This window comes from Leptothrix toolikensis (SeqCode) (genome assembly GCF_057922285.1).
On sequence record NZ_JBYSVC010000017.1, the window covers coordinates 15,260 to 40,519 of the forward strand.

18 protein-coding genes are annotated in these 25,260 nt (G+C 60.3%); 8 read left to right on the forward strand and 10 right to left on the reverse strand.

What is annotated here, in order from left to right:
• Positions 1–90 precede the first annotated feature (90 nt).
• Both AC3VI7_RS04425 and AC3VI7_RS04430 read right to left on the reverse strand, forming a co-directional pair.
• Entirely contained in the window at positions 91–996 is a 906-nt protein-coding gene (locus tag AC3VI7_RS04425; protein WP_489669335.1) for a carbonic anhydrase, read from the reverse strand.
• Positions 997–1,091: 95 nt separating this feature from the next.
• Positions 1,092–3,356 (reverse strand): Orn/Lys/Arg family decarboxylase, encoded by a 2,265-nt coding sequence (locus AC3VI7_RS04430; protein ID WP_489669336.1) that lies wholly within the window; start codon positions 3,354–3,356, stop codon positions 1,092–1,094.
• A 114-nt stretch (positions 3,357–3,470) separates the two neighbouring features.
• Between AC3VI7_RS04430 and AC3VI7_RS04435 the strand changes: the two genes are divergently transcribed.
• Entirely contained in the window at positions 3,471–3,923 is a 453-nt protein-coding gene (locus AC3VI7_RS04435) for an NfeD family protein (protein WP_489669337.1), read from the forward strand.
• 31 nt (positions 3,924–3,954) lie between these two features.
• Positions 3,955–4,893 carry an SPFH domain-containing protein gene (locus tag AC3VI7_RS04440; protein WP_489669338.1) on the forward strand — a complete coding sequence of 313 codons (939 nt, stop codon included), beginning with the start codon at positions 3,955–3,957 and terminating at the stop codon, positions 4,891–4,893.
• Here the strand turns inward: AC3VI7_RS04440 and AC3VI7_RS04445 are convergent.
• A complete protein-coding gene (locus AC3VI7_RS04445) occupies positions 4,882–6,207 on the reverse strand; it encodes an SUMF1/EgtB/PvdO family nonheme iron enzyme (RefSeq protein ID WP_489669339.1) in 1,326 nt (441 codons plus the stop codon). The two genes, AC3VI7_RS04440 and AC3VI7_RS04445, sit on opposite strands and share 12 nt — an antisense overlap.
• Positions 6,208–6,272: 65 nt before the next feature.
• Here AC3VI7_RS04445 and map point away from each other — a divergent pair, with 65 nt between their 5' ends.
• Positions 6,273–7,085 (forward strand): type I methionyl aminopeptidase, encoded by an 813-nt coding sequence (gene map, locus AC3VI7_RS04450; protein WP_489669340.1) that lies wholly within the window; start codon positions 6,273–6,275, stop codon positions 7,083–7,085.
• Positions 7,086–7,087: 2 nt separating this feature from the next.
• Positions 7,088–9,682, forward strand: coding sequence for a [protein-PII] uridylyltransferase (locus AC3VI7_RS04455; protein WP_489669341.1), 2,595 nt, complete (start codon positions 7,088–7,090; stop codon positions 9,680–9,682).
• Between the two features lie 6 nt (positions 9,683–9,688).
• Here the strand turns inward: AC3VI7_RS04455 and AC3VI7_RS04460 are convergent, their stop codons facing one another.
• Positions 9,689–10,009, reverse strand: coding sequence for a DUF167 domain-containing protein (locus AC3VI7_RS04460; RefSeq protein WP_489671223.1), 321 nt, complete (start codon positions 10,007–10,009; stop codon positions 9,689–9,691).
• Between the two features lie 255 nt (positions 10,010–10,264).
• On the opposite strand from AC3VI7_RS04460, the gene mscL reads away from it, so the two are divergent.
• Positions 10,265–10,618: a large-conductance mechanosensitive channel protein MscL gene (gene mscL / locus AC3VI7_RS04465; protein WP_489669343.1), complete on the forward strand. Its 354-nt coding sequence runs from the start codon at positions 10,265–10,267 to the stop codon at positions 10,616–10,618.
• Positions 10,619–10,632: 14 nt separating this feature from the next.
• On the opposite strand, the gene polA is transcribed toward mscL, so the two are convergent.
• The 6 genes from polA to AC3VI7_RS04495 form a co-directional block, all read right to left on the reverse strand.
• On the reverse strand, positions 10,633–13,446 hold the full coding sequence (gene polA, locus AC3VI7_RS04470; RefSeq protein ID WP_489669344.1) for a DNA polymerase I: 2,814 nt from the start codon (positions 13,444–13,446) through the stop codon (positions 10,633–10,635).
• A gap of 11 nt (positions 13,447–13,457) precedes the next feature.
• Complete coding sequence (gene panD, locus AC3VI7_RS04475; RefSeq protein WP_489669345.1) at positions 13,458–13,877, reverse strand: aspartate 1-decarboxylase; 420 nt, start codon at positions 13,875–13,877, stop codon at positions 13,458–13,460.
• A gap of 134 nt (positions 13,878–14,011) precedes the next feature.
• Entirely contained in the window at positions 14,012–19,522 is a 5,511-nt protein-coding gene (locus tag AC3VI7_RS04480) for a hypothetical protein (RefSeq protein WP_489671219.1), read from the reverse strand.
• A gap of 501 nt (positions 19,523–20,023) precedes the next feature.
• The gene (locus AC3VI7_RS04485; RefSeq protein WP_489668807.1) at positions 20,024–20,857 is read right to left on the reverse strand and encodes a sulfite exporter TauE/SafE family protein; all 834 of its coding nucleotides are present in this window, start codon (positions 20,855–20,857) and stop codon (positions 20,024–20,026) included.
• Positions 20,858–21,064: 207 nt separating this feature from the next.
• Positions 21,065–21,388: a cell division protein ZapA gene (locus AC3VI7_RS04490; protein WP_489668769.1), complete on the reverse strand. Its 324-nt coding sequence runs from the start codon at positions 21,386–21,388 to the stop codon at positions 21,065–21,067.
• Entirely contained in the window at positions 21,385–21,651 is a 267-nt protein-coding gene (locus AC3VI7_RS04495; protein ID WP_489668770.1) for a DUF904 domain-containing protein, read from the reverse strand. The genes AC3VI7_RS04490 and AC3VI7_RS04495 overlap by 4 nt, the downstream gene beginning before the upstream one ends.
• 258 nt (positions 21,652–21,909) lie before the next feature.
• Between AC3VI7_RS04495 and AC3VI7_RS04500 the strand changes: the two genes are divergently transcribed.
• From AC3VI7_RS04500 to AC3VI7_RS04510, 3 genes are all read left to right on the forward strand, one after another.
• Positions 21,910–22,506 (forward strand): TetR/AcrR family transcriptional regulator, encoded by a 597-nt coding sequence (locus AC3VI7_RS04500; protein WP_489668771.1) that lies wholly within the window; start codon positions 21,910–21,912, stop codon positions 22,504–22,506.
• On the forward strand, positions 22,503–23,681 hold the full coding sequence (locus AC3VI7_RS04505; protein ID WP_489668772.1) for an efflux RND transporter periplasmic adaptor subunit: 1,179 nt from the start codon (positions 22,503–22,505) through the stop codon (positions 23,679–23,681). The genes AC3VI7_RS04500 and AC3VI7_RS04505 overlap by 4 nt, the downstream gene beginning before the upstream one ends.
• Before the next feature lie 14 nt (positions 23,682–23,695).
• Positions 23,696–25,260 (forward strand): efflux RND transporter permease subunit (locus tag AC3VI7_RS04510; protein WP_489671405.1); only part of this gene is annotated, 1,565 nt, incomplete at its 3' end.

Genomic DNA, 25,260 nt, shown 5'->3' on the forward strand with positions numbered 1-25,260 from the left:
TCCCCGTCGGTCCGAGATAGAAAAGAGCTCAAGTCTGGCACGGTTCAGCCCATGCGCAGGACGCATGGCGCTGTGGGCTCATGGCTCTTCTTAAAGCGATTCTTTAACGACGCGGTCGTGCAGGGGTTGCACCGGGCGGGCGTTGGCGTGGAAGACGCGCTGGAAAGCACGCACATGCTCATGCGTCAGCGTGGCGTGTTCCTTCAGGATCATCCAGTTGACGCCTTCGCTGCACGGCGGTGTGGTCAGCGAACCTTCGAGGTTGTAGTAACCCCGGCCCTTGGGCAGCATGGCGGCCAAGTCGAGGCTCAGGTCGTCCACGGTGACCTTTTCACCGGCGCGCGGCAGGTGGTCAAAGATCGGATCCAGGGCGGACGGCTCTTTGCCGATGTCGATCAGCAGGGCCACCACACCCAGCTTGCCTTCGGGATTTTTGTGGACGAAATGCGCCACCATCGGTGCGCGCTTGCTCGACACTGCTTCTTCGCTGGGGGTGTGGAAGTGGAACTGGAGCAGCTCATAGCTCTGCTCACCGACCTTCAACTTCTGACCCGCCGGCAAGTTGACTTGCACGGTGTGACCGTTGTTCAAAATCACTGGTGCAACGTTGGCATAGCTGAACTCCAGCGCCGGCAAAGCGACTTTGACGGTCTTGTCGATGTTCACCGGGCTTTGATGCACGCCCTTGGAGCATTCTTCAAACGCATGGTCCAGATCACCCCAATGACCCGGGCCGGTGTCGTGCGCATTGACGTACTCCCAATGGGCGTGATGGGCCGCGTGGGCCGCGTGAGCGCCACTGGCCACATGCTCAGCAGCGTGCGCTTTGACATCCGTGCGATGGTGATGATGCCCGCCCATGCCCGAGGCCGCTGCGGAAGCCGCCACAGGTGCCGACGCTGGTGCGCTCGCTGCTGTGTCGGCGGCCTGAGCCGACCAAGCCAAACCCAACAGGGCGGAAAAAAGGGCGGTGCGAATGAATTTGCGCTGAATCATGGGTGGACTCTTTAATCTCTGGTGAAGAAAGCGCGCCATTATTACGCAGCGCTATCGCACCCATGACGGTGTTTGCCCGCAGGAAACAACAACGATCAGTCCTGTTGCGCAACGCAATCGACGTAATAGCGGTGCTTGCCGCCCCCCAAGTCTTCTTCGACCAAGCCATGCACATCGGTGTGGAAACCGGGGAAGTGCTGGTTGAACTCGCGGGCAAAGCGCAGGTAGTCCACGATCTTCTTGTTGAAGCGTTCACCCGGAATCAACAGCGGGATGCCCGGCGGATACGGTGTCAGCAGCGAGGTGGTGATGCGACCTTCTAGCGCGTCGATATCGACCCGTTCGGTGGTGCGGCGCGCGATGTGGGCAAAGGCATCGCTGGGCTTCATGGCCGGTTGCAGATCGGAGAGATACATCTCGGTGGTGAGCCGCGCGATGTCGCCCTTGGCATAGGCCTCATGCATGGTCTGGCAGAGATCCTTCAGGCCCATCTTTTCGTATTGCGGATGGGCTTGGCAGAACTCGGGCAGGATGCGCCACATGGAAGCGTTGCGGTCGTAGTCGTCCTTGAACTGCTGCAAGGCAGTGAGTAGTGTGTTCCAGCGGCCCTTGGTGATGCCGATGGTGAACAAGATGAAGAACGAGTACAGCCCGGTTTTTTCCACCACCACACCGTGCTCGGCCAAGAACTTGGTGACGATGGCCGCCGGAATGCCGGTCTTGGCGAACTTGCCCGACACGTCCAGCCCCGGGGTGATCAAGGTGCATTTGATCGGGTCGAGCATGTTGAAGCCGGTGGCCAAACCGCCAAAACCGTGCCACTTGTCGTTGGTCTTGAGCACCCAGTCTTCGGGCTTACCGATGCCCGCTGAGGTCAGGCGATCCGGGCCCCAGACCTTGAACCACCAGTCCTTGCCAAACTCCTTGTCCACCTTGCGCATGGCGCGACGGAAGGCCAGCGATTCCTTCAGGCTTTCTTCCACCAAGGCCGTGCCGCCTGGGGGCTCCATCATCGCGGCGGCCACATCACACGAGGCAATGATGGCGTACTGCGGGCTGGTGGAGCTGTGCATCAAGTAGGCCTCGTTAAAGAGGCTGCGGTCCAGCTTGCGCTCCTTGGAGTCCTGCACCAGCACTTGCGAGGCTTGGCTCAGGCCAGCCAGCAGCTTGTGCGTGCTTTGAGTGGCGTAGACCAAGGACTGCGCGGCGCGCTCGCGGTCCTTGCCCATGGCGTGGTACTTCGAATAGAAGCGGTGGAAGGCGGCGTGTGGCAGCCAAGCTTCGTCGAAATGCACCGCCTCGACCCAGCCGTCCATCATGCGGGTGATGGTTTCAGCGTTGTAGAGCACGCCGTCGTAGGTGCTCTGCGTCACGGTGAGGATGCGCGGCTTGATGGTCGCAGGGTCCACACCTTCCAAAAGCGGATGGGCGCGGATCTTGCGCTCAATCGACTCACGGGTGAATTCGCTCTCGGGGATCGGGCCGATGATGCCGAAGTGATTGCGCGTGGGCGTCAAGAACACCGGGATCGCCCCGGTCATGATGATCGCGTGCAGGATCGACTTGTGGCAGTTGCGGTCCACCAGCACCACATCGTTCGGGGCCACCGTGTGGTGCCAGACCATCTTGTTCGAGGTCGAGGTGCCGTTGGTGACGAAGTAGCAGTGATCGGCGTTGAAGATGCGCGCAGCGTTGCGCTCCGAGGCCGCCACCGGGCCGGTGTGGTCGAGCAGCTGGCCGAGTTCTTCAACCGCGTTGCAGACGTCAGCGCGCAGCATGTTTTCACCGAAGAACTGGTGAAACATCTGCCCAATCGGGCTCTTCAGGAAGGCCACGCCGCCCGAATGTCCTGGGCAGTGCCACGAATAGGAGCCATCGGCTGCATAGCCCAAAAGCGCCCGGAAGAACGGTGGGGCCAGCGAGTCGAGGTAGCTGCGGGTTTCTCGGATGATGTGACGCGCCACGAATTCGGGCGTGTCTTCAAACATGTGGATGAAGCCGTGGAGCTCGCGCAAGATGTCATTGGTGATGTGTTGCGAGGTGCGCGTTTCGCCATAGAGATAGATCGGAATTTCAGCATTACGGAAGCGGATTTCGGCGATGAAGTTACGCAGCTTGACGATAGCGGGATCTTGCTCAGGCCCCGGCGTGAACTCTTCATCGTCGATGGACAAGATGAACGCACCAGCGCGACTTTGCTGCTGGGCGAACTGCGAGAGGTCGCCATAACTGGTCACACCAAGGATCTCCATTCCTTCTTTCTCGATGGCCTGCGCCAAGGCTCGGATGCCCAAACCCGAGGTGTTTTCGGAACGGAAGTCTTCGTCAATGATGACGATTGGAAAGTGAAACGGCTGCATGACTGCCCTGGGAAAAGCCTAAAAAGTGCGCGCAGTGTAGAGCCATCAAATGACACTTCTCGCCCCTTACACTGTCCGTCCGTCAAAGCATTCATCAAAGAACAAGAGATCAACATGGGCAGCAGCATCGATGGCAGCGTGGGATGGTGGCTTGCAGCGGGCCTGATGGTGGCACTGGAGCTGCTGAGCGGCACCTTTTATCTGCTGATGCTGGCCTTGGGCTGTGCCGCTGCGGGCTTAGCGGCCTACGCAGGCTGGAGCGCTACGGCACAAACCATCCTCGCCGCCGGCATCGGGGGCAGCGCCGTCTTGGTTTGGCACCAACTGCAACGACTGTACCGATTGCAACGACTGCACCGGCGTCATCCGCCGGGCGCTGATCTCAACAACCTTGACATCGGTCAGCACGTCCAAGTCGATCAGTGGCAGTCTGATGGCACCGCCCGCGTTCACTACCGGGGCACGCTGTGGTCCGCACGCTATCAAGGTGACGCGGCTCCTGCGCCCGGCGCGCACGTGATCCAAGCTTTGGACGGCAACACGCTGATCCTTGAACCACAACACTGACCACAACACTGATTCCCAAGGAGCCCCTCTCATGGACCCGATTGCCATCGTCATCTTGTTTGTCGCTGTCATTTTCATTGCCCGCTCGCTCAAAGTCGTGCCCCAACAGCACGCTTGGGTGGTGGAGCGCCTCGGCAAATACCACGCCGTGCTCGCACCCGGACTGAACTTCTTGGTGCCCTTTGTGGATCGGCTCGCCTACCAGCACACGCTCAAGGAAATTGCGCTGGACGTGCCCAGCCAGATCTGCATCACGCGTGACAACACCCAGTTGGAGGTGGACGGCATCCTCTACTTCCAAGTCACCGATCCACGACTGGCCAGCTACGGTTCGGCCAACTACGTGATGGCCATCACCCAGCTGGCGCAAACCACCCTGCGCAGCATGATCGGCAAGATGGAGTTGGACAAAACCTTTGAAGAGCGCGATGCCATCAACGCTTCGGTCGTCAATGTGTTGGACGACGCCGCCTTGAACTGGGGCGTGAAGGTGCTGCGCTATGAGATCAAGGATCTGACCCCGCCCAAGGAGATCTTGCATGCCATGCAGCAGCAGATCACCGCCGAGCGCGAAAAGCGCGCCCTGATCGCAGCGTCTGAAGGCCGCAAGCAAGAGCAGATCAACATCGCCACCGGCGAGCGCGAGTCGTTCATCGCCCGCTCAGAAGGTGAAAAGCAAGCCCAGATCAACAAAGCCCAAGGCGAAGCCTCTGCCATCTTGGCCGTGGCTGATGCCACCGCCGAAGCCATCCGCAAAATCGCCCAAGCCATTGAGCAGCCCGGCGGGGCGCAAGCCGTGCAACTCAAAGTCGCTGAAAAAGCCGTTGAGGCCTATGCCCAGCTCGCGCAGAAGAACAACACCATGATCGTGCCGGGCAACATGAGCGAAGTCTCGGCACTCATTGGCACAGCGATGATGCTCATGAAGGGCACGGCCTCACCGGCCTCGCCCACCTCATCACGGCAGTGAACGCGCCACCCGAAATCCCAGGTCGTCGTTGCTGAACGCGGCGACCGATTTGATGCGCAGCGCCGAGCGGATTTCCTTGGGGAAGCCATACCAGCTGCCGCCTCGGTAGACGCGCAAGGAGCAGTCCAGCGCATGCCAAGCACTGCCCTCCATGGGCGCGCCTTGGTAGCTGGCGTGATAGCAATCGTCCACCCACTCCCAGACATTGCCGAGCATGTCGTGCAGGCCAAAAGCGTTGGGTCGGTAGGAGCCCACCGGCGCGGTCTGGGCTGAGGCGTCATCGCAATCGAAGGTTTCGGTCCAATCGGGGTGCTTTTGCCGCGCACTTTGATCGGCCACATTGGCAAATTGACAGGCCCGTTCCGCTGAGTTGCCCCAATGACGCAGCTTGTCGGTGCCCGCCCGGGCGGCGTACTCCCACTCGGCCTCGGTCAGCAAGTGGTAGGCGTGGCCGGTTTTCTCGGCAAGCCACTCGGTGTAGCCCACCGCTTGCTCGTAGTTGATATGGATCACCGGCCGACGGCCCTCGCCCCAGCCACCATCCCACGCGGCGCGGCAGGCGTGCTCGGCCACGCAAGCGCGCCATTCATCAAAGGTGATTTCGAACTTGCCCACCGCGAACGGCTTGGCAAAAACCACTTTGTGGGCGGGAGTCTCGTTTGCGTACAGGCCCGTTTCAAGCGCTGCTGAGCCCATGGTGAAGGAGCCTGCGGGCACCACCACCATCTCGGGGCAGGTGGCGCAGTCTTGGAAGACGCTCCCCACAGGCTTAGCCGCAGGCACAGCCACGGGTATCGGGGGCGGTGCCGATGCTGCGGGTGCAGGTGCAGGTGCGGAAGCTGCTACGGCCAGCACAGGCACAGGTAGCGGCACGGGTGTAGAGACAACGACGACAGGTGCTGATGCTGGTGCTGAGGCCGACAAGGCCAGAGGTGGTGCAACCGGAGGTGGTGCAACGATGGGTGCTTTTTCGCCGGCCAAACGTTGTTGCGCCCAGGCCGCTATCTCAGCGGTCGGGGCCAATTCCAAGGTACGTTGATAGGCTTGGCGCGCTTTGTCGTTTTGCTTCAACCCTTGGTAGGCCTCGCCCAAATAAAACTGCGCTTGCGCGTTGTGCGCATCCGCCGCCAAGCTCTGTTTGAATCTGCTGGCGGCGCGAGCCATCTTGCCGGCTTTGAACAGCTCTAGCCCCACCGAAAAATCATCGCTGGCGGGCGCACTCGCCGCCGTCTGACCGATAACCAGCCCCGAACCCAGGGCCAACCCAACGCCGCACAACAGCAGCGACAGGCGTGAAGTGGTGTGTAAAAACATGCGTGGATCAATCTTGGATGGTGTGAACTGTGGATGTTACGGGCAAATGGCGATAATCCCGCCCCATGTCGATCACGATCAAATCCGCTTCAGACATTGAAGGCATGCGCATCGCTTGCCGTCTGGCCTCCGAGGTTCTCGATTATCTAGAACCCTTTGTCAAACCCGGTGTGACCACCAACGAGCTGGACAAGCTCTGTCACGACTACATGGTGGATGTGCAGCAATGCATTCCCGCCCCACTGAACTACGCCCCACCGGGCTATGCCCCCTACCCCAAGTCGGTGTGTACCTCGATCAACCATCAGGTCTGCCACGGCATCCCCAACGACCGCCCCTTGAAGGACGGCGACATCATCAACGTGGACATCACCACCATCAAGGAGGGCTGGCACGGTGACACGAGCCGGATGTTTGCAGTGGGCAAGAGCACCTCGATTGCGGCCAAGCGGCTTTGCGCCTTGACGCACGAGGCCATGTGGCACGGCATCATGCAAGTCAAACCGGGTGCCCGGCTGGGCGATGTGGGTCATGCCATCCAGCGTTTTGCCGAAGGCAATGGCCTGTCGGTGGTGCGCGAGTTCTGTGGTCACGGCATTGGACGGGCCTTCCATGAAGACCCGCAAGTGCTGCATTACGGTCGTCCGGGCACGGGCGATGTCTTGCGCACCGGCATGGTCTTTACCATCGAGCCCATGATCAACGCCGGCAAGCGTGACATCAAAGACTCGGGCGACGGCTGGACCATCATCACCAAGGACCGCTCGCTCTCGGCGCAGTGGGAACACACCGTGGTGGTGACCGATGTGGGCTTTGAAGTGCTGACCTTGTCGGCCGGCAGCCCTCCCATCCCGCCCTTTGCCAAAGCCAAGTCCTAAGCATGGTGGCCGCGCCCTTGAACGTGCCGGAGCTGCGTCGGCAATTGCGCGAGGGTCGCGCCGTTTTGATCGAGCAGTTCCGCCAAGGCCCCACCACCGCTGCGTCGGCCGAGCGCTTGGTGCGCAGCCTAAGCCGTCTGGCCGACACCACCTTGCAACAGCTTTGGGAACAAAGCCACATGCCTCGGGGGGCAGCCTTGGTGGCGGTGGGGGGCTATGGGCGCGGGGAGTTGTTTCCCTACTCCGATGTCGATGTGTTGATCCTGCTGCCCGAAACCGGCACCAGTCCCGTCGAAGCCGACGAGCACATAAAGACCTTGCTTGAAGGCTTCATCACCGCGTGCTGGGATCTGGGCCTGGAGCTGGGCTCCTCGGTGCGCAGCGTGAGCGAATGCCTGATCGAGGCGCAGGCTGACATCACTGTGCAAACCGCCTTGCTTGAAAGCCGCCGGCTGTGCGGCTCAAGGCGGCTTTACGACCAGTTCCGCCAAGCCACGCTGGCAAGCCTCCAGCCCGCCGCGTTTTTACGCGCCAAGACGCTGGAGCTGCGCCAACGCCACATCAAGTTCGAGGACACGCCCTACGCGCTGGAGCCCAACTGCAAGGAAAGCCCGGGCGGCTTGCGCGATGTGCAGGTGCTGCGCTGGATCGCCCACGCTGCTGGGCTGGGCCGTTCTTGGTCAGAGATGGCCGGCAAGGGCTTGATCACCCGCTTCGAAGCCCAGCAAGTGCAGCGCAACGAAGGCTTGCTCAAGATGATCCGCGCCCGGCTACACATCGTGGCCGGTCGGCGCGAGGATCGCCTGGTCTTTGATCTGCAAACCGCTGTGGCCGAAAGCTTTGGCTACAGCTCAACGCTCAAGCAGCGCGCCAGCGAGGCGCTGATGCGGCGTTATTACTGGGCTGCCAAAGCCGTCAACCAGCTCAACGGCTTGCTGCTGCAAAACATCGAAGAGCGCGTACTGGGGGTGCAAGACGCACCGATGCGCCGCATTGATGCGCGCTTTCTAGAGCGCGCCGGCTTGCTTGAAGTGGTCAGCGATGACCTCTACCAGCGTGATCCGCACGCGATTTTGCAAACCTTTTTGGTCTTTCAGCAGCAAGTTGGCATCACCGGCTTGTCCACCCGCACCCTGCGCGCGCTCTACAACGCCCGGGGGATGATGGACCATGCGTTTCGCATCGACCCAGTCAATCGCGCCACCTTCATGGCCATCTTGCGTCAGCCCCGGGGCCAGACGCATGCCTTCCGGTTGATGAACGAGACCTCGGTGCTGGGGCGCTATCTGTGGGTCTTCCGGCGCATCGTTGGGCAGATGCAGCACGACTTGTTCCACGTCTACACCGTAGACCAGCACATCTTGATGGTGCTGCGCAACATGCGGCGCTTCTTTGTGCCCGAGCACACCCACGAGTACCCCTTTTGCTCGAACTTGGCCGCGCACTGGGATAAGCCCTGGCTGCTGTTTGTGGCGGCGCTCTTTCACGACGTGGCCAAGGGCCGGGGCGGCGATCACTCTGAGCTGGGGGCCACCGAAGTACGGCGTTTTTGCCGCGACCACGCCATCGAGCGCGAGGATGCCCGCTTGATCGAGTTCTTGGTACGCGAGCACCTGACCTTCTCGCACGTGGCGCAGAAGGAAGACCTCTCCGACCCCGAAGTGATCGACGCTTTTGCCAAGCGCATGCAAGACCCACGTCGCTTGACGGCGCTGTACTTGCTGACGGTCTGCGACATTCGGGGCACCAGCCCCAAGGTCTGGAACGCTTGGAAGGGCAAGCTGCTCGAAGACCTATACCGCGCTACCTTGCGCGCGTTGGGCGGCGAGCGGCCCAACGGCGCGGCGGACGTTGAAACCCGCAAGCTCGAAGCGCGCCAGATGCTGGCCCTGCATTCGGTGTTGCCTGGCAGCGAAGAAGCGCTTTGGTCCACGCTGGACTTGAACTATTTCACCCGCCACGACAGCGGCGAGATCGCTTGGCATGCCCGCGCCATCAAGCGCAAGGCCAAAACCACCCAGCCCATCGTCAGCGCGCGCGTCTCGCCCTTGGGCGAAGGCCTGCAAGTGCTGGTCTACGCCCCGGACCGCCCGGACTTGTTTGCCCGGATCTGCGGCTACTTTGACAGCGCGCAGTTCAGCATTTTGGATGCCCGCATCCACACCACCCGCGCCGGCTACGCCTTGGACACCTTCCAAGTCATCGCCACCCATTTGGTCGATTACGCCTACCGCGACTTGATCCATTTGGTCGAGCATCAACTCGCCGAAGGTCTCGACCAAGACGGCCCCCTGCCCTTGCCCTCACGCGGGCGGCTCTCGCGCCGCGTCAAGTCCTTCCCCGTGGCACCGCGCATCCAATTGCGTCCCGACGAAAAAGCTCAACGCTGGCTGCTTTCGGTTTCGGCCAGCGACCGCTCCGGCTTGCTCTACGCCATCGCCCGTGTTCTGGCCCAGCACGACATCAACCTGCAACTGGCCAAAGTCATCACCTTGGGCGAACGGGTCGAAGACACCTTCCTCATCAATGGCGCGGCCCTACAACACAACCGCCAACAACTGGCGTTCGAATCAGACTTGTTGGATGCGTTGGGCTGAGGGGGATCAGCCCAACAACGCCTTCTGCACCACCGCAGGTAGTTGCTTAGGCGCTTTGATACGGAGTTGTTTGTTGACGTTGAAACGGCCAAACACCACTTCAATGTCGTTGACGTTGACACCGAAGTGGGGGGCCAAGAAGCGCAGCATGTGATCGGTGGCGCGGCCAGCGACGGGTTTGGCTGTGACGCTGACCATCAGTTGGTGGCCTTTGATCTTACCGATGGCGTCCTTCTTGGCGTTGGGCTCACCGAGGATCTGGAGCACCAAGGTGTCACCGTCCCAAGCGCAGGCTTGGTCAGCGACCGCGTTCGCCACCACGCTGATGGTGTTCACCGCCACCACCTTGGTAGACCCCACCGTGCTCCCGACCCAAGGGGTTGAAACAGCACCCGACCGTCGCCACACCCAAGGCAACGAGAAGACCAATTTTGACCATACGACGAATCACATTCACTTTTTTCTCCTAGGGGTGACGCCATCGCCACCCAGGTAAACAACGGCTATGCATCGATGTCGTTGACGTGGGGATGATGAGCAAGCCCGTACATTACGGTCTTTTGCACACGATAGGCACCCATCATGAGCGTGATTCAAGAGTTCAAGGAATTTGCCGTCAAGGGCAACGTCATCGACATGGCTGTGGGCGTGATCATCGGCGCAGCCTTCGGCAAGGTCGTTTCATCCTTGGTGGCCGATGTGGTGATGCCCCCCATCGGCATGTTGATGGGCGGGGTGAATTTTTCAGAGTTGGTCTGGCCCTTGAAGGCGGCGACAGCCAACTCCCCTGCCGTGGTGATCGCTTATGGCAAGTTCGCGCAGACCGTGATCGACTTCTTGATCGTGGCCTTCGTGATCTTCACGGTGGTCAAGCTGGCCAACAGCCTGCGCAGGAAGAAAGAGGCCGAAGCTGTGGCGGTGCCCCCCCAGCCCTGACGCTGGGCATCGGCTTAGTGCGCCTGCTCCCAATTGGGCCCAACGCCGACTTCGGCCAGCAGCGGCACCTTGAGCTCGGCGACACCCGCCATCAAACGCGGTAGGGCCTCGCGGGCCCAATCGAGCTCTGCCTCAGGCACCTCAAGGACCAACTCATCATGCACTTGCATGATGAGGCGGCTGGCACGGCCCTCCACGTCGATGGCGTCTTGGACGGCCAGCATCGCCAGTTTGATCAGATCTGCCGCCGTGCCCTGCATGGGCGCATTGATGGCCTGCCGCTCGGCTGCTGCCCGACGCGGACCGCTGCCGCCGCGAATGTCCATCAATTCAATGCGCCGCCCGAACAAAGTCTCCACATAACCGTGCTCTGCCGCTTGGGCACGGGTCGCGTCCATGTAGCGTTTCACGTCGGGATAGCGGGTGAAATAGCGCTCGATATACGCCTTGGAAGAGGTCATATCGATGCCCAAACTCTGCGCCAGACCAAAGGCACCCATGCCGTAGATCAGTCCGAAGTTGATGGTCTTGGCATAACGCCGCTGCTCGCTGGTGACTTCCACTGGCGTGATACCAAAGATCTCAGCCGCCGTGGCGCGGTGTACATCCAGGCCTTCGGCAAAAGCTCGCAGCAAGGTGGCGTCGTTTGAAAGGTGCGCCATGATGCGCAGCTCAATTTGCGAATAATCGGCGCTCACGATCACATGGCCCAGCGGCGCGATGAACGCCTCGCGCACACGCCGACCCTCTGCGGTGCGAATAGGGATGTTTTGCAGATTGGGCTCGTTGCTGGCCAGCCGACCCGTCACCGCCACCGCTTGGGCGTAGTTGGTATGGACGCGGCCCGTGGCCGGGTTGACCATCTGCGGCAGCTTGTCGGTGTAGGTGCTCTTGATCTTGGCCAGACTGCGGTATTCAAGCAGTTTGGCGGGCAAAGGGTAATCCAGCGCCAACTCTTGCAGCACGTCTTCATCGGTGCTGGGTGCGCCGGTGGCGGTTTTCTTCTTGATCGGCAGGCCCAAGCGCTGGAACAAAATCTCGCCGATCTGCTTCGGGCTGCTGAGGTTGAACACCTGCCCAGCGATGGCATGGGCCTCGGCTTCCAAGGTCACCATGCGCTGTGCCAAGGTGTTGCTCTGGCGCAGCAACACTGAAGCGTCGATCAACACCCCGTGGCGTTCTATGCGACCCAGCACAGCGGCGGTGGGCAGCTCCATGCGGGTGTAGACCTCGCACAACTTGGGCTCAGCTTGCAAACGTGGCCACAAGGTCTGATGGACATGCAGCGTCATGTCGCTGTCTTCGCCCGAATAGGTCGTGGCCTGTTCGACCGAAACCTGCGAGAACGGGATCTGATGCACGCCCTTGCCGCACAGATCCTCGTAGCTCAGGCCCTTGCGGTTCAAATGCCGCAAGGCAAGGCTTTCAAGCCCATGCGGACGACGCGCTTCGAGCACATAGCTTTCCAGCATCGTGTCATGCGCCCAGCCCCGCAGCGTGATGGCGTGATTGAGCAACACGTGGGTGTCGTACTTGATGTTCTGCCCAACTTTCCAGGCCTTGGCGTCTTCCAACCAAGGCTTGAGTCGGGCCAGCACAGCATGCAACTCAAGCTGCTCAGGCGCACCGGGATAGTCATGCCCCACCGGAATGTAGGCAGCTTCACCCGGCTTGACCGCAAAGCTGATGCCGATGATGCGCGCCTGCATGGCATCGAGCGAATCGGTCTCGGTATCGAGCGCCACCAGCTCAGCAGCGAGGAGGCGGGCCATCCAGGCGTCGAGCTGCGCCTCGGTGAGGATCGTCTCGTACTGTTTGGCAAGATCGAGCACGTCCAGCACGGCAGGCTCATCAGGAAGAGCGGCGGGCTCTGGCGCACCGAATAAATCGGGCTCAGCGAAAGCCACTGCTTTCACGGCTGCCTTTTGTGCTGCCTTTTGTGCTGCCTTTTTTTGCTCTTCTTCGAGCTTGCGCCGCCGTGCGCCAAAACCGTGGCGGATGTAGAAGGCCAGCAAAGCCTCGCTGTCTTCCGGCTTGAACGCCAAAGATCCGACCTGCGGCCAGCCCGAGACGTGGGCGGAAAGATCCGCATCACACTGCACCGTGATGAGGCGGCGGCCCATCGGCAACCAATCCAGCGCCCGGCGCAGGTTCTCGCCCGCCACGCCTTTGACGCTGGCCGCTGCGGCCATCACACCTGCCAACGAACCGTGTTCAGCGAGCCATTTGACGGCCGTCTTCGGCCCCACCTTCTCCACACCCGGTACGTTATCGACCGTGTCACCGATGAGACTGAGGTAATCGATGATGCGATCAGGAGCCACACCAAACTTGGCCAACACACCGGCTTCATCAAGCGTTTCGCCGGTCATGGTGTTGACCAAGCTGACATGCGGATTGACCAGTTGCGCCAGATCCTTGTCGCCGGTCGAGATCACGACCTGATAGCCCGCAGCCACGGCCACTTGGGCCAAGGTACCGATAGCGTCATCAGCCTCGATACCCGGCACTTCGAGCACCGGCCAGCCCATGAGCCGAACCATCTCGTGGATAGGCGCTAATTGCGCCACCAGATCCGTCGGCATCGACGGCCGGTTGGCTTTGTAATCAGCGTACCAATCGTGCCGAAAGGTCGGGCCCTTGGCATCAAAGACACAGACCGCGTGGCTGGCTGGGAACTGCTCACGCAGCCGCTCCAGCATCGCAATCATGCCGTGCAAGGCCCCGGTGGGTTCGCCCTGCGCGTTGCGCAGATCGGGCATGGCGTGGAAAGCACGGTAGAGGTAGCTGGAACCATCCACCAGCAACAGGGTCGGACGCACGCTCATGCCCACGCGCTTCAACGTGGATGATTCGGGTGGGGATTGTGGGCGTGCAGCGGCGGAATGGCGTTGGCCGGCTCGCTGCGTTGCTCGGTGATGCGGTTATCACCATCGACAAAGACCAGCTTGGGCTTGAAGGTCGCTATTTCTTCGCTGTTGAGCTGCGCAAAGCTGGCAATGATGATCAAGTCGCCCACCGTGGCTCGACGTGCCGCTGATCCATTGAGCGAAATCATGCCGCTACCACGCGGACCGCGAATCGCGTAGGTGATGAACCGCTCACCGTTGTCGATGTTCCAGATATGAACCTGCTCGTTTTCAACGATGCCAGAGGCATCCAGCAGGTCTTGGTCGATCGCGCAGGATCCTTCGTAGTGCAACTCGCAGTGAGTCACGGTGGCGCGGTGAATCTTGGCGTTCAACAGGGTGCGAAACATCTTGGAACTCGGCGAAGGTACGAAACAGGTTGTGAAATGAGATCGGGGCTGCGCCGACTGTTGAAGTCAGCGCAGCCCCGATTGTGCGCGATCACGCGAGGGACGTCACCCTTGACGATCCCCCGAACCATCCATCAAGGCATGGTCGCAGTCACGATGGCGCTCGGCGTACCCGCTACCGTACCGATCAACGGCACGATCCGGAAGCTGTACGTCGTCTTGGTCACCAGCCCCGTATTCGCCGAGCCGATGATGGTGCCGGTGGTGGCTGAAGTGGTGCTCACTACGCTACCCACAGTGGTCCAAACCGAGGTCGGCAAGCACGCCACGGCCGGTGCAACCACCGTGCAACGTTGGACTTGGAAGGAAGTCTCGTTGATCGACCCATCCACCCAGCTCAGGTTGGCACCGACCGGAGCCGCCACCGGAGTCACCGTCAACCCTGTCGGGGCAGAAGGCAGCGCCTGCGTGGTCACGGGAATGGTCATCGCAGCACCAGCACGGGTGATAAACCCGGACACGTTCTGCGGCGTCACCCGGAAGTTATAGGCCGTATTGGGCGTCAAGCCGATGGCTGTGTAAGTCACAGCATTGGCCAACGTGGTCCCCACCAAGGTCCACACTGCCGTACCCGCCACACTGCGTTCGATCTTGTAGCCGGTCTCCAGCGGACCCCCATCGACCCAAGTCAGTGTGGCTGTGGTCGGTGCGTTGGATGTCGCAGCCAAACCGGACATCGTCGGCAACATCACCACAGGCAACGAGGTTGCAGAGGCATTCATACCGGCGGCATTGACCGCATTGATGCGGAACAAGTAGGCATTGCCCATGGCCGGCGTGAAGTTGGCGGTCAGGATCGTCCCTGTGCCAGCCACCGCAGCCACAGCCGGCAGGGAGGTCCATGTCACCCCAGCATTGGCCGACACTTGGGGCAGGAAGCTGGCTTCGTTGTTGGAAGCATCCGTCCAAGTCAGGGCGATTTGGGTTGCCGAGTTGAGCGTAGGTACCAAATTGGTCGGCTGTGCAGGCAAGAAGCTCACCGGCACCACCGCCGAGGTCAGCCAAGGCGAGAGGATCCCCGTGAAGCTCTGCGCAGCCACACGGAAGGTGTAGCGGTGACCATTCAGCACGGGTGCGACAAAGCTCAAACGGCTCCCGACACCGGCCGATACAGGAAGCGTACCAATCTGGGTAAAGGCCCCCCCGTTATCCGACATCTGAATCACAAAGCCGGCTTCGTTGTTGGAGCTATCGTTCCAACTCAGATCGGCTTGAACTTCAGAAATGGCCCCGGCACTCAGGGTGGTGGGTGCCAAGGGCACGGCATTCAACGCAACCGGCGAGGAATACGTGAAGGCCGAGTTGTAGATCGGATTACCCAAGGTGTTGTTGGCAGCCACACGGTAGGTCAGCGTTCCTGTCGCAGCACCCCCAGCCAGCAAGACACTCGGCAACGTCACCACCGTGCCCACACCCGCCATGGTGGTGCTGGCCACAGGCGAGCTGGGTACCGGCACATAAGCACCGCCATTGGAGGCTTCAAGGACGAAGTTGGTTTCGTTGGTCGAGTTATCGGTCCAGTTCACCAACATGGACGTGGCAGTGGCTTGGCTGACACTCAAGGCGGTCGGCGCTGCGGGAGGCAACGTCGGCGTCAACCCAGCATTCAGAATCGGCGAGATGGCTTGCCCTGCGGCACCCACAGCGACCACTTGATAGCGATACGCCGTGCCACCTTCGACCGTGGTATCTACGAACGACGTTTTGTTGGCGGGCAAGGTGGCAATCGTCTTGAAAACCGTCCCTGTAGCACCTGTCGCACGCTGCACCAGCTGCTGGGTTTCGGTCAATGCGTTATCCGTCCATGACAGCGTCACCCCCGGATAGACCATACCCTGTGTAAATACAGGTACGGTAGCGGCCAACGCCGATGGAGCCAAGGGGATCGCCTGCACGGCATTCACCACCACCGGACGACGCATGTCGTTCTCAGCGTGGCTGAGAACACGGTTACCCCATGTGAACTCCCAGCCGTAGCTGCCAATTTGATTCACAGTCGCTGCAGGCGGCAAACCCGGGAAGATCCCGCCGCCCAGCAAGGCGAGCTGCGTGAAGCCAAAGCTTGATCCCAACACTTGGGTGGGGTCGAAGGGTCGTGTGCTGATGGGCAAACCGAAGCCGGGCATCGTGGGCTTCTTGGGGCGCACAGCAACGATGGCGTCTGAGAGCGGATGCACGCGAACCGAGTCTTTCCAGCCGACTTCGTTCGGGAACGGCGGCTCATTGAAGTTGTCCCAACCCACGCGGTTGATCAACTGGACTTCCATGCCGTCGAAGCCCAACACTTGGCTATACAAGCCGTTATGGACCAACTTCCAAATCTGGGTCTCGTTGCTGCCCAACAACTCGGTCGCTGGATCAAGGTTGTTGAGCGGAATCGTGGTCTGCACACCCGCGTTAACGAAGGGCATTTCGACGCCCAACGAGGTGTTGGTCCGACCATAGGTGGATTCATGCAACTCTTGTTCAGCCTTGGCCTGCACCACGGAGGTTGCTTGACCGGACGGCAAAACTGTGGCGGTAGCACCTGCACCCCCGCCGCCCGTAAGTGTCACGACTGGGGCCGTGGTGTAACCAACCCCCGGGTCGGTCAAGGTCACGTCATAGACCGCACCAATCGGCGAGCCGGTGGCTATCACCCCCACAGGCATGTTGGCCAAGACAGGCGGTGCCGTGATCGTGAGCAAGATCTGGGTCATATCCACATAACCCAAACCACCCTTGGTGTTCGGATTGGTCGGATCGGTCGCCAGCAAGACAAAGGCAGAGAGCCCCCCTGTGGCAGTTGCGGTGGCACGCACATTGCCCACCTTCACGGGGGGAGGTGCAATGCTGATCATGGGGATACGGTCATAACCAGCACCGGGGTTGGTGATGGTGATCCCGCTTACTTTGCCGGCTGTGACGACAGCGGTGCCTTGCGCTTGAATACCGCCTTTGGGTGGCAGAGCAAAGGTCACCATGGGGGCCGTGAGATAGCCGTTACCGCCGTTGGTCACCTTCACATAGTTGACCAGCAACTCAGCTCTGGCCGAAGCGCCACCCCCAGCCACCCCGCCGTTGACAGCGATCGTCACCAGCGGGGCGGTGGTGTAGCCCGAACCGGGATTCACCACCGTGATCGAAGCGATTTTGAGCGAGGATGTGGCTGTGGCCTGCGTGGTCGCGCCACCACCACTGAAGGTGACGGCCGGTGCCGTGATGTACCCCAACCCCGGTGCTGTGACTTGAACAGCGTCAAACAAATTGGGCGTACCCGGGACATATTTCAGCAAGGGCTCTTTGGTCGTTCCGGCATAGATGCTTGAGAACGCCCTGACATCATCCCAGCAGCCCGGGGTATTGGGCTGAACCACTGCTGGGCAATTGCTCAAGGGGTTGAAGGCAGCGTTATAGGCCGACTGCGCCACGATCGGGCGACCTTGAGAAGCACCAGGCGTCACCACCCCGTTGATCTGCCCCACATACGCTTTGGGAAGCTCAGCAAACAAGGCCGGAACAGCGGGCGCGGTCGTATTGAACGCAATCCCTGGCGTGGTCACAGCCGCCTTCACGCGGAACTGCATCAAGGTACGGGTGTTGGGGCCAAAACCAGGCTTGGCATCTTCTGCACCACCGATGGGCGAGTTATCGCCCACACCGGGGCTGTAGTCATCGCGGAAATCCGGGGCCGGCACCGGGGAGAACATGTCGTTGTAGGCGATCAAGGTCTTGCCAGCGTACTGCGAGAAATCCACCACCAGATCAGCCCGCTCGGCCGGGCCAAGCCAGAGACCTGTGGTAGCGATATTCAAGACCGTGACACGGCCTTTGTCATAAAGCGGATTGGTCGGCAGGGGATCAATCGGGGCCACATGGGGGAGCAAACCGCCGTCAGAACCAAATTGATAAAGCGTCGGCCCCGGCAAGGTTGGATCAGGGACGCCGCCCACACGGGCATCCACAGGCCAATCAAACGGTGTACAGGGGTTGGCGGGCGTCCAGCGGGTTTCACCGTTAGCGCACTGCACCAAAGGCATACCAGCGGGCACCATGCGCACTTCTGTCTTGCCCGACACCGGGAAAGACAAGGCCGGGTCGGCCTCAAACAAACTGAACGAGAAGGAACGATCCACCGCGCCATTGACCAGCCTCAGGCGGTAAGCCTTGGGCTCAACATCCACGTAAGGGTAGGCCACGCCGTTGACGACGGGGGTGTCGCTGTACACCTCAGGCACCATGGTCTCGTTGCCATAGGCCCCCGTGGGCAGCACATACTGGGCCGGGAAAATCGGCCAGAACCACGGGCCATACAGCCAGCGACCCACCTTGTTAAAGCCACTCTGTTGCGCTGGATCTTGAAGCGTCTCGTAGACGTGCGTCATCCACAAATCACCCGGCGCACCCCACGCAGTGGTGTTCCAGCGCGCATCTTGCAAGGCGATGTCATCCGGGACAAAGGACTTGTCTTGGATCACGATGGGTAGCGTCTCTGCCGGGCCGGGGATGATGCCGCGAGCAATCAAGTCTTGCTCCACCGCATCGGTCAACACAACGGGGGCAATCAAGCCCGCATAGGTATTCAGTCGGCCCGCTCCATTGGCGCTGTCTTGAATCCACATCAAGCGCGCCGTCTGCTGATTGGGGAAATACAACGTGCGTGCTCCCGCTCCCGGGGCATACATATCAGGCACGTTGACCACCCCCGCGCCCTTGAGATAGTTGTCAAGCGCAACGGGATCGGCAATCTGGCTGGCCAGTGATCCTACACGCGCAGGGTCTTCCTCACCCTCAGCCGCAACCCAATGGTGCGGTGAGCCGGAGCTGATCCACGGGGCGTCCGAGCCCAACAAATGGGGGGAGACCCGATTTTGGGTATAGCGATTACCATCCGGACCAGTCCCCGCACCCGACAAAGACGGATCTACCGGCAAGAACAAATCACCATTGCGCTTCGATACTTGAACCTGCCCCTTGACCAACATGGGCACACCAGCGGCGTCACGTAGCAGTTCGGCGCGACCAACCGGCAGCAAGTTATGCAGTTTGATCCGTGTTGCAACGCCCTTGGTGGCATTGAGGACCGGACCCATGTAATGGGGCTTATCCATAGCCACCGCTTGCTTCAACACCTTGTTGCCGGCGTTATCGAATTTCAGCGATCCATCCGGGTTGGTGTCTTGAATCATGATGGGAGTGATCCCATCGGGATAGAACAGCGGCCAACGTGTCGCAGTAGGCGCTGCATTGGTGTTGGTTTCTAGCTGTACATAACCCCGAAATGTGGTGGCCTTGCGTAAGTCGGTATGCACCTTTTCGGTGTATTCGACAGCCGCGATTTCGAAGTAGTCATCCCCCGTTCTGACGCCATTTGTATCAACCCACTTCTCGGGCACAGCCACAGGGACGTATTTCGCCGTGGAGCCATCTGCCAAAGTGGGTATCACGCCCGTGGCGGGCCGACCAAACATCGGCAAGGGATCCACGAACTTGCGCAGTGGCGTTCCGGTCGTACCAGGGTAGGCTGCCGCCGACCCATAGATGGTGGCAATTTCAGCCGGTGTCGGTACCACAGCGTTCGGGTTAGCCAGACCATTCGCAAGCAAACCTCGCGGACCAGAGGGGCTATGGGCGAAATAGGTCTGGAGCCGAATCGGATTCCCGAGCGTGTCAGCCGATGACACAAACCCAGGACCGGCCTGAGCTGACGAAGCCACCATCTGAACCACGACAGCCGCAACGGCGGCTGCAACGGGACGGCGCGAGAACCTGAAATATCTGGTAGACATGATTTCCCCAATACAGACTCAAAAAAAACGACACACGCCCGGCATGATGAATGGACAACATCCAGAGCTGACAATGATTTCTTCAGAAATGATAGTGGAGAACCTCAATCAGTCCTCCCGAAGATTTGAAATTGCAGTGAAATGCTACCGAAAGAGAAACAAACAGTTCACTGCTTCAATTTGATACAAATAAGACGCATCTAAAAATCGTTCTTAGAGCACAAACTCAGGAAATTTTTGTTAACAAAAAAATACAAAAGTAACAAACATCTGGGAATGTGAATTTTGACCCCATAAAAACAAGAATAATTAAATTATTTAATTTGTATTAAACCAACACAGCGGCAGCGCACGGCTGAGCATGTAGGCCGCAAGCCCATACAGCATCAAAGCGAAGACTTTTTTCAGTTGAACCACGTCCAGCGCATGCGCAGCACGGGCACCCCATGGCGCGGTCAAAACACTGGCTGATGCCACCACCATCAGTCCAGGTAGCCAGAGGTAGCCCAAGCTGCCCGGTAAGGAGTTTTCTATGTGCCAACCCCCGATCACGTAGCCGACCGTATTGGCCAAAGCAATTGGGAAACCCAGTGCTGCGCTGGTGGCTATCGCACGATGCATAGGCACGTTGCACCATGTCATAAAAGGCACTGACAAGAATCCACCGCCAGCACCCACCAGCCCAGAGACCATGCCGATGCTGGCTCCAGCACCCCAGCGACCCACGGTGGCAGGCATCTGGCGTGAGGGTTTGGGTTTACGGTTCAACAACATTTGCGTCGCTGAAAAACCCACGAATAACGCGAAAACCAACGCCAGTGTTGCGCCTTGGAGAAGGGTAAAAATACCGGCTCCAGCCACCAAACCACCAATGACTATGCCCGGGGCGAGACCCAAGACAAGATCCCAGCGAATGGCTCCTCGGCGGTGATGCGCACGCACACTCGACACAGAGGTAAACAAAATGGTGGCCATAGAAGTGGCAATCGCCATCTTCACAGCAAGAGAATCCGCCACGCCGTGACGAGTCAGCAGCATCGTCATGAAAGGTACCAGCAGCATCCCGCCGCCAATACCCAATAACCCCGCCATGAAGCCCGTGCATGAGCCGAGGAGCAACAGCTCGACCACCAAGAGGGGGTCCATCATCATCATGAGGGAGTCCGCCACCAACTGAGAGCCGCATTCCTGAACCCAGGGGTCCAGGTGGGCGAGGTCAGCCAGGCTTCGGGTTCATCTGACGCGAGACGATCACACCAGCCGGGATATGTTCCAAGCCCATGCTTGCGAAAGCATCGGTTCAAGGAAATAAAAGCTCTCACGGAGGCGACGGACGCGCTCATTCTAGCCGTTAGCTGGTCACAACCCCAAGGCGGCATCCAAGCGCCGCACCAACCCATCCACATCAATGGCGCAAGGGGGCTCAACAAGAGCGGTACTTTCACCGTCTAAAGACTGGCCAGGAAAGACCTGTACCGGGTCTTTGGGCTCAGAGAAAGAGAACGCCAAATTCAACGCTGCCAGCACCGCAATGCGCTCGCGCGATTTGACCTTACCGTGATTGCGAATGATCGACATCTCGCGGTCGACCCGCGTCACGGCCTCCGCCAAGCGTTGCTCATGCCCTTCAGGGCAACCCAGCACATAGGTCTGGTCCATGATCAAGACTTCAAGCTGCTTCATGAGCTGGTGGCCGGCTGGTCGGGGTCGGTGGTCACGGATTCAAACGACTCAATGGCCGTAGCACCCGCTGACGAACGCTCAGGCAGTCGCACGATCAAGGTATCGATACGGCTGCGCGCAGCTCCGAGACGCACGCGCAAGGCATCACGCTCATGGATCAGATTGACCACTTGCTGCTCCATGAGCGCGTGGGTTCGTTTTAATTCCTCGTGGCGGAGCAGCAATCGTTCGACGCGCTCCGAGAGATCTTCCAGTGTCGGCATCTCGCTTTGATCCAGATCCGGGCAAAAGAACCCAATGCGCTGCGCATTGTAGTGTTTTAGGTGAGCTTTCGAACCGTCAACGCATGCATACCTAGTCCTTACCCTAGCTTTCAAGCGACTGCTTGATTTCATCTATGATCTTGGTCAATGTCAAATCTCAGCCCTTTCGCACCCGAAACTGTTGGATCTGAGCCCATCCATGCAGCCACAACCCCACGGGGAACGGAAGCACGTGCTCGTCTGATCGAGGCCGCCACGTTGCTTTTTGCAGACAAAGGGTTCACTGCGACCTCAACACGCGAAATCTGCCAAGCCGCTGGCGTCAATGGGGCCTCGATCCATTACTACTTTGGTGACAAGGACGGCCTGTACCGCACCGTTTTGCTGCGCCCGATTCAGGACGCTGATCGCACTTTCGAGAACTTGGATGACATCGACGTTGATCTAGCGACTCATCTGCACCAAGTGATCGGGGCCATTTGCTGTCCAAGCAACCAAGCTGATCGTGCCGCCATGATGCGGCTGTACCTGCGTGAACTCATCGAGCCCACCGCTGGTTGCGCTGACCTGATCTTGCAACACATCCAGCCCCAACACGAACGCTTGGTGCGCTGCTTGGGACGCCACGTGGGTGCGCCCGCTGAGACACCCGCCTTGCGGCAACTTGCCTTTGCCATCGTGGCCTTGGCCCATGACCAGCTCTCGCGCAGCTTCCTGCCGTGCCACACCGCCGAGCTCACGCTCAACGACAACGCAGCCCATCTAGAACGGCTGGTCGATTGGGCCATGGTCTTGGTCGAGCACGAGAAACACCGCCATCACCTCGCTTCAAGCCTTTCTAGGAATTTGACATGACCGGCTTCACCTCCCTGCCCCACCGCCATCGCTACGCCCTTGCCTTGACCGCTCTTGCGGGCCTCGGACTGGGTGGCTCTTTATGGGTCCATGCTGCAAGCGATGCAGCCACAGACAAAACGGCACCTGCGGCCGCGCCAAAAACGAAGGCTCGCCCAGCATTGACTGTCACCGTCACCAGCCTGCAAGCGGCGGACTGGCCGCTCACGATCACCGCCAACGGCAATCTGATGGCGTGGCAAGAAGCCGTGATCGGGGCCGAAGCCGGCGGGCTGCGCTTGCTGGACGTCTTGGTCAACGTCGGCGACAACGTGCGGCGCGGTCAACTCTTGGCACGACTGCAATCGGAATCGGTCTCCGCCGACGTGGCCGCTTCACGCGCCAATCTGGCCGAAGCCCAAGCGGTGCTGACGGAGGCTCGGGCCAACGCGGATCGGGCCCGCCAACTTCAGCCCGGTGGGGCCATGAGTGCGCAGCAAAGCCAACAAGCGTTCACCGCCGAACAAACCGCTGCGGCACGCCTAGAGGCCCTGAAAGCGCGCCTCAGCGCCGATGAACTGCGTCTCAGCCAAACCCGCATCACGGCCTTGGACGACGGCGTGATCTCCGCGCGCCAAGCCAGCGTCGGCGCGGTGGTCCAACCCGGTCAAGAACTGTTCCGCTTGATCCGCCAGCGGCGCTTAGAGTGGCGCGCTGAAGTGCCCGCCACCGAGTTGGCCCGCATTCAACCCGGCACCCAAGTCAGCCTGACGCCAGCGGGTGGAACGCCTATCCAAGGCAAGGTGCGCATGGTGGCCCCGACCGTGGACCCCGCCACCCGCAACGGGCTGGTGTATGTCGATCTGCCGGCCAACGGCTCAGCGCGTGCCGGCATGTTCGCCAAGGGTGATTTCGAGCTCGGACGCGCTGCGGCCCAGACCTTGCCGCAATCGGCCGTGCTGCTGCGCGATGGCTTCAGCTATGTCTTCCAAGTGGGGATGGACAACAAGGTCACACAGACCAAGGTCGCGACGGGTCGCCGCCAAGGAGACCGGATCGAAATTACTTCGGGGTTGAATCCGATCGCCAAAGTGGTGGCTTCAGGCGGCGCATTTTTGGGTGATGGTGACGGTGTGCGCGTGGTTGAAAGCCCCGCAACGGCTGCGGTGCCCGTCCAACCCGCCGCTGTGCGCTGAGCCAGGAGCCCGCCATGAATGTGTCCGCTTGGAGCATCCGCAATCCCATCCCGGCCGTGATGCTCTTTTTGATGCTCACGCTCACCGGCCTGATGGGCTTCAAGTCGATGAAAGTCCAGCAGTTTCCGGACATCGACCTGCCCACCATCAACGTCACCGCCTCGCTGGCCGGCGCTGCCCCAGCTCAGTTGGAAACCGAAGTCGCGCGCAAGATCGAAAACGCCGTGGCCTCGATCCAAGGTGTCAAAAACATCTACACCAAGGTGCAAGACGGCGTGGCCCTCGTCACGGTCGAATTCCGTCTTGAAAAATCCAGCCAAGAAGCGCTCGATGATGTGCGCGGCGCGGTGGCTCGCATCCGTGCGGATCTGCCCGCCGACCTTCGCGACCCGGTGATCAACAAGCTTGATCTGGCCGGCTCACCGATCCTGACCTACACCGTGGCTTCGAGCCGCATGGACGACGAGGCCCTGTCGTGGTTCGTGGATAACGCCGTCACCAAAGCCATGCTTTCAGTGCGCGGCGTGGGTTCAGTCACCCGGGTGGGCGGCGTGAGTCGTGAAGTGGCTATCGAGCTCGATCCGACCCAGCTGCTGGCTTTGCATGCCTCAGCGGCCGATGTTTCGCGCCAACTCAAGGCCGTGCAACAAGACGCCTCGGGCGGGCGCGCCGATGTGGGCGGTATCGAACAATCGGTGCGCACCTTGGCCACCGTCAAAAGTGCTGAAGAGCTGGGCCGGATGGACATCACGCTGCCCGACGGGCGGCGCATTCGTCTGAATCAGATCGCCAAGATCAGCGATACGGTGGCTGAAAAACGCAGCGCCGCTTTGCTCAACGGCGCGCCGGTGGTCGGTTTTGAGATCGTGCGTTCACGCGGAGCCAGCGAAACCGATGTGGCCGAGGGGGTGCGGACCGCGCTCGACAAGCTGCGCGCCGAGCATCCGGACGTGAGCGTCAACGAAGCCTTCAACTTCATCGACGCCACGGTCGAGAACTTCAGCGGCTCGATGTATTTGTTGCTCGAAGGCTCAATTCTGGCCGTGATCGTGGTTTGGCTGTTCCTGCGCGATTGGCGTGCCACGCTGGTGGCCGCCACCGCCCTGCCCTTGTCGGTGCTGCCCACCTTTGCGGCGATGTATTACCTGTTCGGCTTCTCGCTCAACATCGTCACGCTGCTGAGCATGTCGCTGGTCGTGGGCGTGCTGGTCGATGACGCCATCGTCGAGATCGAAAACATCATGCGGCACCTGCGTATGGGTAAAACGCCGTTTCAGGCGGCCATGGAAGCGGCCGACGAGATCGGTTTGGCCGTGATCGCCACCACCTTCACGCTGATCGCCGTCTTCTTGCCCACCGCTTTCATGGGTGGCGTGCCGGGCAAATTCTTCGTTCAGTTCGGCTGGACCGCCGCCATCGCGGTGTTCTTCTCGCTGGTTGTGGCCCGGATGCTCACGCCGATGATGTCGGCCTACATCCTGCGTCCGCCCAAGGAAAGCCACCCCGAACCGCGCTGGATGACGCGCTACCTTGGCTGGGCAGCGTGGTGTCTGAAGCACCGCGTGGTCACCGTGCTGGC